Source organism: Undibacterium sp., assembly GCF_030683615.1.
GTDB lineage: Bacteria > Pseudomonadota > Gammaproteobacteria > Burkholderiales > Burkholderiaceae_D > Undibacterium > Undibacterium umbellatum.
Map to the genome: position 1 here is coordinate 90,783 of NZ_JAUXQE010000021.1, position 16,510 is coordinate 107,292.

Annotated in this window: 17 protein-coding genes; 9 read left to right on the top strand and 8 right to left on the bottom strand. The window is 49.3% G+C overall.

The window, feature by feature from the left end; genetic code table 11:
• Positions 1–31 precede the first annotated feature (31 nt).
• Together Q8K39_RS09845 and Q8K39_RS09850 are read left to right on the top strand one after the other, a co-directional pair.
• Positions 32–415, top strand: a complete 384-nt coding sequence (locus tag Q8K39_RS09845) for a thioesterase family protein (protein WP_305259770.1) — start codon at positions 32–34, stop codon at positions 413–415.
• Positions 412–846, top strand: a complete 435-nt coding sequence (locus Q8K39_RS09850) for a GNAT family N-acetyltransferase (RefSeq protein ID WP_305259771.1) — start codon at positions 412–414, stop codon at positions 844–846. Before Q8K39_RS09845 ends, Q8K39_RS09850 begins: the two co-directional genes overlap by 4 nt.
• Positions 847–1,055: 209 nt before the next feature.
• Here Q8K39_RS09850 and Q8K39_RS09855 read toward each other — a convergent pair whose 3' ends face one another.
• Positions 1,056–1,388: a DUF962 domain-containing protein gene (locus Q8K39_RS09855; protein ID WP_305259772.1), complete on the bottom strand. Its 333-nt coding sequence runs from the start codon at positions 1,386–1,388 to the stop codon at positions 1,056–1,058.
• A gap of 416 nt (positions 1,389–1,804) precedes the next feature.
• Here Q8K39_RS09855 and Q8K39_RS09860 point away from each other — a divergent pair, with 416 nt between their 5' ends.
• Genes Q8K39_RS09860 through Q8K39_RS09875 form a run of 4 tightly spaced genes read left to right on the top strand, consistent with a single transcriptional unit; the run spans position 1,805 to position 6,463 of the window.
• Positions 1,805–3,550, top strand: coding sequence for a methyl-accepting chemotaxis protein (locus Q8K39_RS09860; protein WP_305259773.1), 1,746 nt, complete (start codon positions 1,805–1,807; stop codon positions 3,548–3,550).
• A gap of 46 nt (positions 3,551–3,596) precedes the next feature.
• A complete protein-coding gene (gene cysC / locus Q8K39_RS09865; protein WP_186951536.1) occupies positions 3,597–4,301 on the top strand; it encodes an adenylyl-sulfate kinase in 705 nt (234 codons plus the stop codon).
• Positions 4,302–4,321: 20 nt separating this feature from the next.
• Positions 4,322–5,332, top strand: a complete 1,011-nt coding sequence (locus tag Q8K39_RS09870; protein ID WP_305259777.1) for a hypothetical protein — start codon at positions 4,322–4,324, stop codon at positions 5,330–5,332.
• Positions 5,333–5,392: 60 nt separating this feature from the next.
• Entirely contained in the window at positions 5,393–6,463 is a 1,071-nt protein-coding gene (locus tag Q8K39_RS09875; protein ID WP_305259778.1) for a sulfotransferase, read from the top strand.
• A 9-nt stretch (positions 6,464–6,472) separates the two neighbouring features.
• On the opposite strand, the gene Q8K39_RS09880 is transcribed toward Q8K39_RS09875, so the two are convergent.
• Genes Q8K39_RS09880 through Q8K39_RS09890 form a run of 3 tightly spaced genes read right to left on the bottom strand, consistent with a single transcriptional unit; the run spans position 6,473 to position 9,221 of the window.
• On the bottom strand, positions 6,473–7,090 hold the full coding sequence (locus Q8K39_RS09880) for a LysE family translocator (protein WP_305259780.1): 618 nt from the start codon (positions 7,088–7,090) through the stop codon (positions 6,473–6,475).
• 12 nt (positions 7,091–7,102) lie between these two features.
• Positions 7,103–7,909: an alpha/beta fold hydrolase gene (locus Q8K39_RS09885; RefSeq protein WP_305259781.1), complete on the bottom strand. Its 807-nt coding sequence runs from the start codon at positions 7,907–7,909 to the stop codon at positions 7,103–7,105.
• A gap of 1 nt (position 7,910) precedes the next feature.
• A complete protein-coding gene (locus Q8K39_RS09890; RefSeq protein ID WP_305259782.1) occupies positions 7,911–9,221 on the bottom strand; it encodes an O-acetylhomoserine aminocarboxypropyltransferase in 1,311 nt (436 codons plus the stop codon).
• A 177-nt stretch (positions 9,222–9,398) separates the two neighbouring features.
• Here Q8K39_RS09890 and Q8K39_RS09895 point away from each other — a divergent pair, with 177 nt between their 5' ends.
• From Q8K39_RS09895 to Q8K39_RS09905, 3 genes are all read left to right on the top strand, one after another.
• Positions 9,399–9,848: a CBS domain-containing protein gene (locus tag Q8K39_RS09895; RefSeq protein ID WP_186951531.1), complete on the top strand. Its 450-nt coding sequence runs from the start codon at positions 9,399–9,401 to the stop codon at positions 9,846–9,848.
• Positions 9,849–9,918: 70 nt separating this feature from the next.
• Positions 9,919–10,116, top strand: a complete 198-nt coding sequence (locus Q8K39_RS09900; RefSeq protein ID WP_305259784.1) for a hypothetical protein — start codon at positions 9,919–9,921, stop codon at positions 10,114–10,116.
• A gap of 74 nt (positions 10,117–10,190) precedes the next feature.
• Positions 10,191–11,186 (top strand): NAD(P)/FAD-dependent oxidoreductase, encoded by a 996-nt coding sequence (locus Q8K39_RS09905; protein ID WP_305259787.1) that lies wholly within the window; start codon positions 10,191–10,193, stop codon positions 11,184–11,186.
• A gap of 20 nt (positions 11,187–11,206) precedes the next feature.
• Here the strand turns inward: Q8K39_RS09905 and Q8K39_RS09910 are convergent, their stop codons facing one another.
• From Q8K39_RS09910 to prfB, 4 genes are all read right to left on the bottom strand, one after another.
• Complete coding sequence (locus Q8K39_RS09910) at positions 11,207–11,680, bottom strand: cupin domain-containing protein (RefSeq protein ID WP_305259788.1); 474 nt, start codon at positions 11,678–11,680, stop codon at positions 11,207–11,209.
• 113 nt (positions 11,681–11,793) lie between these two features.
• Positions 11,794–13,581: an ABC transporter ATP-binding protein gene (locus Q8K39_RS09915; RefSeq protein ID WP_305259789.1), complete on the bottom strand. Its 1,788-nt coding sequence runs from the start codon at positions 13,579–13,581 to the stop codon at positions 11,794–11,796.
• An 84-nt stretch (positions 13,582–13,665) separates the two neighbouring features.
• Complete coding sequence (lysS, locus tag Q8K39_RS09920) at positions 13,666–15,201, bottom strand: lysine--tRNA ligase (protein ID WP_305259791.1); 1,536 nt, start codon at positions 15,199–15,201, stop codon at positions 13,666–13,668.
• A gap of 99 nt (positions 15,202–15,300) precedes the next feature.
• Positions 15,301–16,405, bottom strand: a protein-coding gene (gene prfB / locus Q8K39_RS09925; RefSeq protein WP_305259793.1) for a peptide chain release factor 2 whose coding sequence is annotated in 2 segments (ribosomal slippage) — positions 15,301–16,323 and positions 16,325–16,405 — 1,104 coding nt in all. Because the reading frame shifts where the segments join, the coding sequence is not laid out codon by codon here.
• Between the last annotated feature and the right edge of the window lie 105 nt (positions 16,406–16,510).

Here is a 16,510-nt window from a genome sequence, read left to right on the forward strand (position 1 = left end):
TAGCTTGCGAGTGCGCTGGTCTGAAGTTGACATGCAAGCCATAGTTTTTAATGGCAATTACCTCAATTACTTTGATGTCGCCTTTACCGAATACTGGCGTGCTATCGGTCTGCCAAATGTGATTGCGCAAGCCGCAGAGGGGAGGGAGCTGTTTGCCCGCAAATCCACAGTAGAATACATGGCACCAGCCAGGTTTGATGATGAGCTTGATGTCGGTGTACGCTGTGCCAGCATAGGCAGGTCTTCGCTCCAATTCGTTCTCGAAATTTATCTTGGTGAAAACCATCTGATATCCGGCGAGTTGGTGTATGTCTATGCAGATACTGAAAAACGCAAGGCAGTTGCAGTCACAGATGAATGGCGTGAGATAATTTCATCCTATGAGACGCATGCACCTGTGGATATCCGACCATGAATACTGAAAACCTGCGCCTGGTCATTGCCGACTGGGCTACGCTGCAAAAAGATGCGCAAGCAATACGCTATGAAGTGTTTGTCATTGAGCAAAAAATCCCTGCCGAATTGGAATGGGATGCCGCCGATGCTGAATGTTTGCATGCGGTTGCTTATGATGCCAATGGGCAAGCTGTAGGAACAGGCCGCCTGTTGCCAGATGCACATATAGGCCGCATGGCGGTGCTCGCAACGGCGCGAGGATCGGGTGTAGGTGCAAGGATTTTACGTGCCCTTATGAATGAAGCACAGGCTAGGGGTGAGGTGGCTGTGCGCCTGAATGCACAACAGTCAGCAGAGAATTTCTATCTCAAGGAAGGCTACACCCGCGATGGTGAGATTTTTGAAGAAGCTGGCATTCCTCATGTGAGTATGGCCTACCACTTTGCGTAATGCCAAACGAGCTGCGTCCCCTCGATAAACTTGATTGTATTGCAGCGTTCTTCCTGCCAGATTAGGTGACAACATCGTCGACCTTATAGATTTCATGCGTGCTCCAGATCGGCAAACGACTCCGTCATTAATTGATTTCGGCCGTACGCATTATCTCCAGAACGGTTTCGTGCAAGATTGCAATAGATCACGCAGGTATATTGCTTCGGTCAGGCTTTGTGTGCCTCATCCTGTTGGGCGAAGTGGATTTTTCCACTCAACAGTTGCCAGTACATGACCCAGTCCCCCATGAAGGAGAATAGAGGCTGCTTGAACGAAGCTGGTCGGTTTTTTTCAAACACAAAATGCCCAATCCAGGCAAAACCATAGCCGCAGATGGGTGCTGCAAGTAGATACATTGTTGCACCAGTTACAATAAACCCTGCTAAACATAATATGACCAATGTGCTACCTAAAAAGTGCAGTTGTCGACAGGTTTTATTACTGTGTTCGGTGAGATAAAAGGCGTAAAACGCTGAAAAATTAGTGAATTTTTCTGCCATGTTGGTCTCCTTTTGGCGTCCTGGATTCTGCCGTTTGTTATATATCTGCATCTTATGCCAAGCATCGCTGCCTGTGCCTCAATCTTCAAAAAAAATGCACAATCAGATTTCTGAAAAAGTTCAAAGAGGTAATCATTGATTAACTCTTTGACATTGCAAAAAAATCTACTACTATTAAATCTGATAAACATTAAATAAATACCTATATATAAATATTGCTACTAAGATTTAGACTTCAATAGTCGCAGTTTATATCCTTAAGTATTTGATATTTAATGGATAAATCCGAAGTTACATTTTTTAATAATTTCCTTGTGGCATTAAAATCTGTGTGGCAATATGAGCTTGTAGCGCAAACCTATGCAAGCCCGGATCTAGTCAAACTCTCTGTATCTGACAACGTTTTTGGGGAAATCATGAACATCGAAAATTCTAAGGTCTCAACCCGTTTGATCACTGGTTTTGGATTGGTTTTGGGTTTATTGCTGGTTGTGCTGTTACTAGGGATCACTTACATGGCCCGGATGAATCAGCGTATGGACGAAATCGCCAACGTCAATAATGTGCAGTCTAAGTTGGCGTCGACCATGTATCTGACAGTGACCGAACGGGCGCTGGCCTTGCGAAATCTTATTCTGCTCTCTGACGAGGCTGAAATTCAGATTGAAGTAAAACGGATTGCAACGCAGACCAAGAAATACAACGATGCAGAAGAAAAACTTTCTCAGATGCTCAAATCTGATACGAACGCATCGCCTGAACAACTTACTCTGCTGGCGAACATTAGAGATCAGGCTAAACTGTCCGAACCTTTCATCGCCAAGGGCGCTGAGCTAGGTGTCCAAAAAAAAGGTGAAGAGGCGTATAAATTGTTGCGCTTTGAATTCCGTCCGATACAAAAGAAATGGTGGGATTTGCTGAATGAATTTATCTCTGTCGAAGACAAGCAAAATACCGAAGCCATTTTGCAGGCAGAGAAAGACTATGCCAAAGCCAAGAATCTCATGTTTATGTTTGGGGCCGCAGCTTTGTTTTTGGGGGTGCTGGCTGCGTGGATCATCGTCAGGAGCCTACTAAAGCAATTAGGTGGCGAGCCACGCTATGCGGTGCAGATTGCAGAAAGAATCGCGGCAGGGGATCTGTCTGTGCCAATTCGCCTTGCTGAAAAGGATACGCATAGTCTCATGCATGCCATGGATGAGATGCAGAAGGGCTTGGCCAGCATCGTTGGTATGGTGCGCTCTGGTACTGATACTATCGCAACTGCTTCCCGTCAAATCGCTTCTGGCAACATGGATTTGTCTTCACGTACCGAACAACAAGCTGGTTCGCTTGAGGAGACTGCATCTTCAATGGAAGAATTGACTTCGACAGTCAAGCAAAACGCTGATAGTGCTAAACAAGCGAACTTGTTAGCAAAATCTGCGTCTGACGTGGCAATAAAAGGAGGTTCGGTCGTTTCCGAGGTTGTGCAAACCATGGGGTCCATCAATACTTCATCCCGTAAAATTGTCGATATCATTGGGGTGATTGATGGCATTGCTTTCCAAACCAATATACTGGCGCTCAATGCTGCGGTAGAAGCGGCTCGTGCCGGGGAGCAAGGGCGCGGCTTTGCTGTTGTCGCTACTGAGGTCAGAAATTTGGCGCAACGCTCAGCCGAGGCCGCGCGTGAAATCAAGCATTTGATAGATGACTCTGTCACCAAGGTAGGCATAGGCGCAAAGCTCGTTGATCAGGCAGGCGTGACTATGGACGAGATCGTGATCAGTATCAAGAGGGTCACCAGCATCATGAGTGAAATTATGCTGGCCAGTCAGGAGCAGACGGCTGGTATCGAGCAAATCAATGAAGCGATTGTTCAAATGGATGATGTCACCCAGCAAAACGCGGCTTTGGTGGAGGAGGCTGCTGCCGCAGCGACAGCGTTGCAAAACCAGGCTGATGATTTGTCTGAATTGGTAAGTACCTTCCAGCTGAGCGCCGAAAAATACGAGGAACCAAAATGGAGTGAACCTTCCACGGACGACAAAAAAATCATTCCTTTGATAAAAAAAGCGGCCAGCCAGGAAAAAAACAAAGCAGCAGTAAAGCAAATCAAACGCGTAGCAAACTCCAGCAATAGCCCGCAGTCTGGCAGTGCAGATTGGGAAGAGTTTTAATGAGCTGGATCGTTTTTGATTACAACGGCAAACCCGGGAGTCGCCAATGCAAGCGAACACAAGCCTACTGAAAGAGCAAACTCAGCTTGATCAATCACCAGTCAGGGTGGAGCGCAGAACGCAGTTTGGTCGTTTTGTGCAAAATCCGCAGACCAGCGGGGTGGATATCAAGTGGCACTATGGCGTCGTTAATTCCAGTGCACGTGAACGTTTGATGAGGCAGAGCCCCGCTACGTTGTGGCTCACGGGCTTGAGTGGCGCCGGTAAGTCGACCCTGGCATATGCACTGGAAAAAATTTTGCTCGAGCGCGGCCATTGTTGTTTCGTAGTGGATGGTGATAATTTACGCCATCATTTGAATAGTGATCTTGGTTTTTCTGCTCATGACAGACGCGAAAATATACGCAGGGCTGCGGAGGTCGCTCATCTGATGAATGAAGCAGGCATGATTGCCATTACTGCATTTATTTCACCATTTCGTGATGACCGGGCCATGGCGAAAGAAATCATAGGTCAGGAACGTTTTGTTGAAGTACATGTCAGTACGCCAGGCATAGTGTGCGAGAGGCGCGATCCTAAAGGGTTGTATGCCAAAGCACGCAGAGGAGAAATCCCGGATTTTACTGGCGTCTCTGCTCCGTACGAAGCGCCTTTGGACCCTGATCTCGAAATCAATTCTGAGCAACACACCATAGAAGAAGCTGCAGAAAAACTCTACAGACATTTGATAGGATTATGCTATATCAAATAGCGGCTAAAAGCGGGAAATTCATGCCAGCAGAGATCAACAGTTCAGTGCAAGCCTATGATGTATTTAATGGTGACGCCGATGGTATTTGCGCCTTGCACCAGTTAAGGCTGGCTGAACCCCGTACAGCAGAACTGGTCACTGGCGCCAAGCGGGATATTGATTTGCTGACCCGCTTTGAAGTCAAGAGTGGTGACAGGCTTACAGTCCTGGATATTTCGCTGGATAGTAATATCTCATCATTGCGCAAGCATCTGGCTGCCGGTGCAGAGATCACTTACTTCGATCATCACAATGCAACGCATGCCTTTGAACATGAGCATTTGCATTTGCATTGCGACATGGCTGCTGATGTATGCAGCAGTATACTGGTCAATCGCTACCTAAACAATCTGCATTGGCAGTGGGCCGTAGTGGCGGCTTATGGTGATAACTTGCCAGCAGTCGCAGCTGCGATGGCAAGCGAGGCTGGCCTGAATGAATCGCAACGCGACCAGCTACAAGAGCTCGGTATTTTGCTCAACTACAACGCTTATGGCGAGTCAATAGATGATTTGCATTTTCACCCTGCAGCTTTGTATCAGGCTGTACATGACTATGTTGATCCCTTTGATTTTTTGAATAGCGCCGGACAATTTGTAGTGCTGCGTAATGCCTATGCCAGTGATATGGCGTTCATGCAAGGTTTGCATGCTTACCGCCAAAGTGAATTAACGTCCATCTTTATCTTGCCTGCACAGGCATGGGCCAGACGAGTCTCCGGCATTCTGGCAAATCAATTGACGCAAGAGCAGCACGGAAAGTCTTTTGCGGTGCTGACCTCAAAACCAGATGGCAGTTATGTTGTCAGCATACGTTCGGGTGATGCAGACAATTGCCCGGCCAGTCAATTTTGCTCCACGTTTGCTACTGGTGGCGGGCGACGTGGTGCAGGTGGCATCAACAATTTACCAGCATCAGAAGTAGATGGTTTTATTCAAGCATTTATAGCTTATTTCGACAAAATGGAAAGACCGCAACTCAGCTTGTCATGACCTGACAGGGTGGCAAGGTGGTTCTTCCAGATTCCTACCTTCAAGCATGGGGAGAGTATCATGGCAGAATCAGATAGTGTGACCAACGTACAAAAAACGGCTGCTGGCAGTAAGCGACCGACGCCTGTCCTTATGATACCCTTGCGCCGCTGTGGCAGTCATGCCCTGCGTCTGCGCCTGAATAACAGCAAGGAATTTTATTCGCCTTATCCCTTGCATATCGTTGATTTCATGCCCCTGGTGCCGCGCTATGGCGATCTGAATGACGACGAGTCTTACTTCAGGCTGGTCGTCGATGTCATCGGCTTGCAATCAGCCAGTATGGTGAAATGGAAAGGCATGGTATTTGATCCGGTGGATGTGTTTGAGTCGATTAAAGATGATCAGCGCAGTGTGCACAGGATATTGTGGGAATTGTTATTGCGCACAGGCGAGCACCATCATGCCAGTATCGTCATGGATAAGTCGCTCGATAGCGTGCATTATGCAGAAGAGCTTTTGCAGATATTCCCGAATATGCTGTTCCTGAACGTAGTCAGGGATCCCAGGGCGCAGGTCGCTTCCATGAACAAGGCCATTATTCATGATTATGATTCGACGCTGAATGCCATGGCATGGTTGGAGGCGCATCAATTGTCGCGCGATATCGTTAAACTCCATCCAGATCGCGTGCTGACGATACGTTATGAAGATTTCTTGAGTAATCAGGAAACTGTTTTAAGGGCGATTTGCGATTTCTTTGGCATGCAGTTCTTGCCTGAGATGCTGGATGTCACCCATTCCAGCGAGGCACAACAAATTTCCAAAATGTCTGCTTTATGGGCGACAAATCGTTTCCCACCCGTCATGGCCAATAAAGACAAATTCAAGCAGCAATTGAGCATGCACGAAATTGAAGTCATAGAAAGCCTGACCAAAGAATTCATGGAATTGTATGGCTATGAAATGATGACGGATGCCAGCCTGGAATTGAGTCCCGAAGTCCTGGCTGCAGCCAAGGACAAGTCAAGCAAGGGCAGGGTAGAGGCTTGGGATACCCTGAAGCACGACAATTACAAGGATTATGTCTTGCGCCGCTTCAGGGCAGATTACCTGGCAAGCCTGAACCAGCGCCTGCCTGTGCATGCATAGTTTTGAAGACTATATCAATGCCACCATGATACCGGCACCTGTCACCAGGGTGCCGGCTATTCTTTCTGTAGTCACCGCATACCTTTCCTGGGTTGCCCAGTGACTGGCTTTACTAGCCAGCATGCCATATCCCAACAGGATAAAAAATTCGGGAATGATGGAGCAGGCTGCCAGTATCAGCATTTGTATACCTACTGGTTCCTTGGGGTCGATGAACTGCGGCAGTATCGCCACAAACATCAACATTGTTTTTGGATTCATCAGTTGCAGCATCAGTGCGCTGCTGAATATCTTCCTGCCACTGAGAATTACGCTATCCAGTTTGGATATCGTCAGTGGCGATGGTTTGCCAAAGATGGCCGACAAGCCAAGATAAACCAGATAAGCCGCACCCAGGTATTTAATCGCCATGAATACCTGGGGAGAGGCCAGTATCAGCGAACCTATGCCTGTTGCCGATATCGCAAAGTAAATGGCATTGCCCGTCAATATGCCAAGCGTGACAAACAGGGATGTGCGCCATCCCCTGGCTATCCCATAGGCGACCACCATCATGACAGCAGGGCCAGGGGATAAGGACAGAGCCGCTTCTGTAGCAGTGAACAAAGCCCAGCTTTCCAGATTCATCGCCATCGTTGCTTATGCCTTCACAAAATCATGGACGGCCGACAGAACCTGGTCCGCCTGCTCAGACATCAATGAATGGCCACAATTCTCTATGAGCATTTGCCGACTATTTGGGATGACTTTGCTCAAAGTCAGGCTGGCCTTTGCGGGCGTCATCATGTCTTTTTTACCGAGTATGAACAGGCTGGGGCAGGTTACTGATTGCGCGGCTGCTTCGCCATTTGCATAGGCGTTGCAAGCAGCAAAGTCCGTGTAAAAAACCTTATCTGGATTGATGGCAGAAATGCGCTGCATCAGGCGCTGGCTGACACCCATCACATAAAATCCAGGGCCAGGGCAGGATGGCTTGTGCGCAATGGAGGTGTGCGACCAGATATTCACCATATCAATTGCTGTCTGTTCGTCATCTCTGGCGGCATTGAGCAAGGTATCTGATACTTTCATGGGGTAGGCAGTACCAACCATTATAAGTTTGTTGATGCGTGTGCTGGCTTTGAAGCAAGTCTCTAGTGCGATCAATGAACCCATGCTATGCCCGATCAGCGTGGCTTGCGCTATGCCTGCGATATCCAGAAAAGCAAGCAGCCAGTCTGCCATTTGCTCTATGCTGGTCAGCGCCTGGCCTTTGCTGCGGCCATGGCCGGGCAAATCGACCGCAAATACATTAAAACCGTGATGTGCCAGATAGCGGGTCTGCAAACCCCAGACCGAGTGATCGTTTTGCGCCCCATGGATGAAAACCAGCGTAGGTAGGACAGGGTTGTAAGCCTTGCCACCGGTATAGCAATAGGCTGCATGGCCATTGACTTCAAATAACATCTCAGGCTCCCTTCTGTGCGGCTTTGAGGCCACGTGACAGGTCTTCGATCAGATCTTCGACATTTTCCAATCCTATGGATAGACGCATGGTTCCCTCGGTAATGCCAGATGTCAGCAATTGCTCTGCCGGCACGCGGAAGTGCGTGGTTGAGGCAGGATGTATTGCCAGAGACTTGGCATCGCCGACATTGGCCAGGTGCGAGAAAATATTCAGTGATTCAATAAAGCGCTGTCCCGCAGTGCGGTTGCCCTTGATGTTGAATGAAAATACTGCACCGCAACCTTTGGGCAGCAAAGTCTTTGCCAGTTCATAATCTGGGTGATTTTCCAGTTCGGGGTAAGAGACAGAATCTACTGCCGGATGTGAAACCAGAAATTCGACAACTTTACGGGTGTTTGCTACATGCCTGTCCATGCGCATGCCCAGGGTTTCTATGCCTTGCAAGATGGTGAAGGCATTGTGCGGGCTCATGCAGGCACCGAAGTCCCGCAAACCTTCCCTGCGTGCCCTGAGTGAAAAAGCGGCAACGGTTGACTCTTCACTGAATACCATGCCATGGAAACCGTCATAAGGCTCACAGAGTTCGGCAAAGTGCCCGGTCTTTTCATAGGCTGCCTGCCAGTCAAAAGTGCCGCCATCGACCAGCAAGCCGCCTATGGCAGTGCCATGGCCGCACAGGAACTTTGTAGCTGAGTGGAAAACCAGATCGGCACCATGATCAAATGGTTTCAGCAGATAGGGTGTTGTGAAGGTGGAGTCCAACATGAGCGGCAAGTGATGCTCATGCGCAATTTCACCAACTGCCGGGATGTTCAACACATCAAGGCCGGGGTTGCCAAGTGTTTCTGCAAACAAGACTTTGGTATTCGGTCGTATGGCGGCACGCCAGGCATCCAGATCACGTGGGTCAACAAAGGTCGTCTCTATGCCAAAGCGCTTCATCGTATATGCCAGCAGATTTTGCGAACCGCCATACAAGGCGCGCGAAGCTACGACGTGGGAACCAGCCCCTGCTATGGTTGTCAGACCCAAATGCATGGCAGCTTGCCCGCTGGCAACGGCGATCCCAGCGACGCCACCTTCAAGTGCCGCAATTCTTTCTTCTAGTACAGCATTGGTGGGGTTGGAGATGCGTGAATAGACGTGGCCGGCTCTTTCCATATTGAAGAGCGAAGCTGCATGATCTGAATCCTTGAACACAAAAGAGGATGTCAGGTAAATTGGGGTAGCACGTGCGCCTGTAGCTGGGTCAGGGGCTGCGCCCGCATGCAGGGACAGGGTATCAAAGCCGTGGTATTTAGGGCCGCTCATGTGTGAGAGTCTCCATATTGTGAGGCAGCAATGCTACCATCGCTGATGCTGAAGGTGCAAAAGACAGGCAAAATGCGGGTGAATTCATTAATAAAATATTTTACATGCTGGATTTTTTGCAAGGCTTGCGATACATTGCAAATAAGGTCCATATAAATGTATAAGAGGAGGGGCATCATGAAAGTCTCAGAGATACTTCAAGTGAAGGGTAATATCCTTTTCACGATCACACCTGATATCCCAATTACCGAAGCTGTCAGCGTCATGGAGGAGAAAGATATCGGCTCTCTGGTCGTGATGGAGTACGGTGATCTGGTTGGTATACTGACTTTCCGTGAAGTCATACGTGCGATTCATAAAAACCAGGGTTCACTTGGTGCTGGTACAGTCCGCAAATACATGGATGACCATCCCCTCACAGTGACACCGGAAACCGAAGTCAATGAAGTGCGCCGCATGATGCTGGAAAAACATTCGCGTTACCTGCCTGTCATGGATGCAAAAACCCTGCTGGGCGTAATCTCGTTCTATGACGTAGCCAGGGCCGTACTGGAAGCGCAAAGTTTTGAAAACAAGATGTTGAAAGCCTATATCCGCGATTGGCCGGTTGAAGAAAACGAACAGTGATCACCAGAGACCGCGGTGTTTGAAGTAATGTATTAAATACAGCATGTTGATCTCTATTCCAGGATAGTGAATGAAACCAGATAGCTGCGTAGCAAAGTCAGACTTGTACAGCTCCCGCCGTATGAAAGTGATGCCGCGCGAACTGGATGCCAGGGTTTGCAGGATACTGCGCCTTGTCCGGGGTAGTATTCCTGACTGCACTGCACGTCGCGCCAGCCTGCATGGTCGCGAGAACGCTGTACCTAAAGTAGATATTAATATGCACTAAACCAATTGACGCCCGCAAGCTTGTATAGCGGGCGTTTTTTATTGTCTGTTTGGACGCTAGATAAGGAAAATAATATGCAAATCGCTGTTGTTGGTGCCGGATTAGCAGGTTTGACAGTTGCGCGTCAATTGCAGGCGCAAGGTCATCATGTCACTGTGTATGAGAAAAGCATGGGCGTCAGTGGCCGCATGAGTACCAGACACACGGAACTGGGTGGTTTTGATCATGGCGCACAATATTTCACCGCCAGCTCTGATCGCTTTAAAAAAGAAATTGCAGACTGGAAGAAGGTTGGCTGGGTCGTTCCCTGGACAGCCAAGCTGGCAACGCTGGAAGCTGGTAGCAGTAAACCAGCAGGACGTAGTGGCACGCGTTATATCGCCGTACCCGGCATGAGTTCCCTTGGTAAACAACTGGCGCATGGCCTGGATGTGCGCGCAGAGCAACATGTAACTGCTCTCGAAGAGCATGGCAAGCAGTGGCTGCTGTCCATCCGTTCAGCCACGGTACCGATTGCTGCAACTGCCGGGCCTTTTGATGCGGTGATCCTGGCGGTTACGGCCGATCAGGCAGAACCCCTGCTGAGTGTCACGCCAGCCCTGGCCAAACAAGCAAAGCAGGCACGCCTGGCACCCTGCTGGACGTTGATGCTGGGGTTCCAGACTTCTCTGGACCTGCCTTATGACGGTGCCTGGATCAATAATTCCCGTCTTGGCTGGATAGCACATGATGATGCCAAACCCTTGCACAGGGCTGGCGAGCGCTGGGTTTGCCACGCAACACAGGCATGGAGTATCGAGCATCTGGAAGATGACGATGAGAGAGTGAAAGAAAAATTGACCAAGGCCTTCCACGAAGCCACAGGCTCATGGATACAACCTATTCATGCTGTTGTACATCGCTGGCGCTATGCTGAGGCCGTAAAGCCAGCGGATTCTGATTTCTTGTGGAATGGCAAGCAGGGAATAGGTGTCTGTGGAGACTGGTTTGCCGCTGGCCTTGAAGGTGCAGGCAAGGTGGAAAATGCTTTTCTTAGCGCACTTGCACTGGCAAAGGCAATTCCTGATTGATCGACAGCTTGTTGCTGACTTTATTTGAGCAAACTGGCAAGCCCGCGTGCGGGTTTGCCAGCATCATGCAAGGTCCAGCTCTTGCGTATGCCTTTGGGCACGTGCCAGAGTGCTTTCGTGCCTGCGCGGAAAAGTACGGTATCACCCGGTTTCAGGGAAAACTTTTTGCCTTCATAATCAATATCCACGCCGCCTTCAAGCACATAGATGCTTTCATCAAGCTGGTAATGCCATTCAAAGGTAGATGGGCCATCGCACTCAAAGATGCCTGAACTGGTCTCGCCATCATATGACTTGAAAAATTCTGCGGCACGAAAATTCGGTTTGCCTTCCTTGATCCAGGAGGGATCAACCTCAAAGGGTTTGACCGGTAAATTAACAGCGCTTGTGCTTGCGGGCTGTGCCTGCGTGACATAGGCGATAGCATGGTAGGAGGTTGCCCCCAGCATGGTAAGCAAAACTGTAGTTGCGCCTATCGCCAATGTTTTTTTCATGCTTTACACCCTCCTTGCTATAAGCATAACACTGCGCGTTAATCGAGTATGAAAAACAAGGTTAAATCGCAGCTGCAAACTTGGTATTTCTGTAATTACAGAGCTAACTTTCATTATCCATGAGTGCGCTCACCAGTTTGCAAGCGCCATAAGGCAGCATAGCCAGCGTCCAGTGCCAGCAATTCGTCATGCGTGCCACTTTCCATGATCTCTCCAGCTTCCAGCAAGTGTATGCAATCTGCCTGACGTACCGTGGATAAACGATGAGCAATGACGATGGTGGTGCGGTTGCGGCTGACAACATCCAGGCTGCGTTGTATCGCTGCTTCGGTTTCATTGTCGACGGCACTGGTGGCTTCATCGAGTATCAGTATGGGTGGATTTTTGAGAATGGCGCGAGCCAGTGCCAGGCGCTGGCGCTGGCCGCCTGATAATTTTTGGCCACGTTCACCAATACGGGTGGCAAAGCCTAGCGGCAGTTTGGAAATGAACTCCATTGCTTCGGCTGCCTGCGCTGCATCCCTGATGGCGGCATCATTAACATCCTGCATGCCATACGCGATATTCTCGGCTATCGTGCCATCGGTCAGGAAACTGTCTTGTGCAACATAACCTATGCAGCGACGTAAGTCTTGCAAGTTGATCTCATTGATCTCTGTGCCATCGAGTGTAATTTTTCCGGCTTGTGCAGAATAAAAACGCAAGAGTAATTTCACCAGCGTTGATTTGCCTGAGCCGGTAGAGCCGACAAAGGCGATAGTCTTGCCAGCGGGGATGTGTAGGCTGATTTGCTGCAAAGTTTTTTGATTCCCATAAGCAAAATCGACTTTGTCAAACAGTAAGTCCCCCTTGATTTGTGCCGGTGCGACATGTTTACCTTCGTAGGGGATATTGATTTTGGTATCCAGCAAGCCCATGGCGCGGTCTATGGCCGACATTGAACGCTGATACATATCAGCCACGTCAGCCAAGCCTGTCATAGGCCATAGCAGGCGTTGCGTCAGGTACACCAGCACTGAATAAGCGCCGACTGCCAGTTCGCCTTGCAAAGTCAGCCAGCCGCCGTAGACCAGGGTAGCAGTAAAGCCTGCCAGAATCGCCATGCGAATTACCGGTGTGATGGCGGCACTGATAGCAATGGCATTGCTATTCGCCTGACGATAGGCATTGCTGGCTTCGGCGATATGATTTTTTTCAAAGCTTTCTGTGGCAAAGGCTTTGATTGTTGCCAGGCCCAGCAAATTATTATTCAAGCGGGCGCTGACATCGCCAGCCGCTTCGCGCACTGCAGAATAGCGTGGTGCCAGGCGTTTTTGAAACCAGAATGCACCTATCAATATTAAGGGTACAGGTAGTAAGGAGATGACAGCTAGGGACGGCTGTAAAGCGAAAAACACGGCGCTGACCATGATGGAAGAGCAGATGACTTGGATGATCTGATTTGCGCCGCCGTTAAGGAAGCGCTCCATCTGGTTGATATCTTCATTGAGGATGGACATCAGGTTTCCAGTGCGCTGGTTTTCAAAATAGGCCATTTCCAGTTTTTGCACATGGTCGTAAGTATCCAGGCGCAAGTCATGTTGCAGGTTTTGCGCGAGTTTTCGCCATTTGATGGACAGCAGATATTCAAACCAGGATTCACCAGCCCAGATCAGGGCATTCACTGCACCGAGGAACATCAGTTGATGCCAGGTGTCGGTAATGCCAAAACCACCCAATACCCGCTTGGCCAAAAAACTCTTGTCGCCATTGATGACGATATCTACCGCGACACCAATCAAGACCTCAGGTAGTACATCAAAGAATTTATTTAATATCGAATAAATGGTCGCCAGACGAAAGTCACTGCGATAAGCTTTGGCATACTGAAATAGTTTTTTAAGGGGATGGACTGGTGGCATGGCAGGATTTACTCGATTGCAGAAAACAAAAGGGACTGCAAATTTTACAGTCCCTTCTTCATTTATGCTTGACTATGTCAATTATTAATCTTCACGGCGCAAATGCGGGAAGAGGATTACGTCACGGATGTTAGGTGAATCAGTAATCAACATCATCAAACGGTCTATACCAATACCGCAACCGCCAGTTGGTGGCAGGCCATATTCCAGGGCGCGGATGTAATCAGCGTCGTAGTACATGGCTTCTTCATCGCCAGCATCTTTTGCTGCAACCTGCGCCTGGAAGCGTGCCGCCTGGTCTTCTGCATCATTCAATTCAGAGAAGCCATTGGCAATTTCACGGCCTGTCATGAACAGCTCGAAACGCTCGGTAATGCCTGCAACCGTATCAGATGCACGTGCCAGTGGCGAGACTTCAACCGGGTAATCGATGATATAGGTCGGGTCCCACAATTGTGCTTCTGCGGTTTCTTCAAACAGCGCCAGTTGCAATGCGCCCAGACCGGCTGTGGCAAAAGGTTTGACACCAAATTTCAGCAGTTCTGCCTTGACGAAGTCAGCGTCATGCAATTGTTCGTTGGTATAGCCCGGTGCATATTTATTGATAGCTCCAACAATGGTCAGGCGCTGGAAGGGTTTGCTCAAATCCAGTTCACGGCCCTGATAGGTCAATACTGCGGTGCCGTGCGCATCTTCAGCAGCTTTGCGGATGACTTGCTCGGTAAAGTCCATGAGCCATTTGTAATCGACATAGGCTGCATAGAATTCCATCATCGTGAATTCTGGATTGTGGCGTGGTGACACACCTTCATTGCGGAAGTTGCGGTTAACTTCAAACACGCGGTCAAAACCACCGACCACCAGACGCTTCAGATACAGCTCAGGCGCGATACGCAGATACATTTGCATGTCCAGCGCATTGTGGTGGGTGATGAAAGGCTTGGCTGCCGCACCGCCAGGTATGACATGCAACATTGGCGTTTCCACTTCCATGAAATCATTGCTGTTCATGAATGTGCGGATAGAGTTCATGGCGGCGGTACGTGCCTTGAACGTCCGGCGTGTGTCTTCACTCATGATGAGGTCGACATAGCGCTGGCGGTATTTGGTTTCCTGATTGGCCAGTCCGTGGAATTTGTCAGGCAAGGGGCGCAGTGATTTTGTCAGCATGCGCAAGGTCGTGACCTTGACTGTCAATTCATCAGTTTTTGTTTTGAACAGGACGCCTTCTATGCCAAGGATATCGCCCAGGTCATAATGACGGAAGGCTTCCATTTCGGCTTCGCCAGTTTTGTCTGCTGTGACATATAACTGTATGCGGCCATCAGCCTTGATGCCAGAAGCGTCTTGCAGTGTTGCGAATGCTGCTTTTTTCCCAGCTTCACGTTTCAACATCATGCGACCAGCGACACTGACTTCAACATTCAGTGCTTCCAGTTCTTCACGGCTCATTGCACCGTATTTCTCTGCAAGTTCCGCTGCCTTGTGTTGTGGGCGGAAATCATTCGGGAAGGCTACGCCTTTGGCGCGGATAGCGTCCAGTTTGGCGCGACGTTCGGCGATGATGGAATTTTCATCAACAGGCAATTCACTTGCTGTCGTGTTATTGATATCAGACATAATTTTCCCTAAGGGAGGGCAGGCATCTGGCCTGCGGGTTTTGATTCTTTAAGGCTGCGCAGGCGATTGCCTGCGCACGTACGCAATATATGTAGTGTGTTAAACGCCTTGCTTTAAGGATGCCGCAATGAATTCATCCAGGTCACCATCCAAGATTGCCTTGGTGTTGCCAGATTCAAAATTCGTGCGTAAATCCTTAATGCGTGATTGATCCAGTACATAAGAGCGGATCTGATGACCCCAGCCTACATCGGTCTTGGAATCTTCTAGATTCTGTTTTTCACTCATGCGCTTGCGCAGTTCAAGCTCAAACAGTTTTGCCTTCAGCATTTCCCAGGCTTCAGCACGGTTTCTGTGCTGGCTGCGGTCATTCTGGCATTGAACAACAATACCGGAAGGGCCATGCGTCAAACGGACAGCGGAATCGGTTTTATTAATATGCTGACCACCGGCACCAGAGGCGCGGTAAGTATCGGTACGCACATCTGCGGGATTGATGTCGATCTCAAACGAGTCATCCACTTCAGGATAAACAAACAGGCTGGAGAAGGAAGTATGGCGACCATTGTTGGAGTCAAATGGAGACTTGCGTACCAGGCGGTGCACACCGGTTTCCGTGCGCAAAAAGCCATAGGCGTATTCGCCTTCGACTTTCAACGTAGCGGTCTTGATACCAGCGATGTCGCCGTCAGACTGTTCCATGATTTCGACTTTGAAACCCTTGCGTTCGCAATAACGCAAATATTGACGCAACAGCATGGATGCCCAATCCTGTGCTTCAGTACCACCGGCACCAGCCTGGATATCGATAAAGCAGTTGTTCGGGTCCATGGGGTTGTTGAACATGCGGCGAAATTCCATGCCTTCAACCAGTTCACGCAGGCTCTGGGTATCAACTTCTATGGCTTCAAGGGTATCGTCGTCGTTTTCTTCGCGTGCCATGGCGAACAGGTCATTCGCATCGCGCAGGCCGCTATCCGCTTTGACCAGCGTGTTGACGACGTTTTCCAGGGATTTTTTTTCTTTGCCTAGCTCCTGGGCGCGTTTGGGATCATTCCAGACGGCAGGGTCTTCCAGCTCGGCGTTGACTTGTTCCAGTTTCTCTGACTTGATATCGAAGTCAAAGATACCTCCGGAGTTCGGCTTCGCGGACGGTCAGGTCGGCAAGCAGGGCGGACAGGCTATTGAGGCGTTCAGCTTCCATGATAGGTATACTTTTCTAATGCAATCAAACCTTGCATTATACCTTGGTGCGGTGCGCTTGATGTAAATTGCTCACATGGACATACTCAAATGAGACGAAACCCCG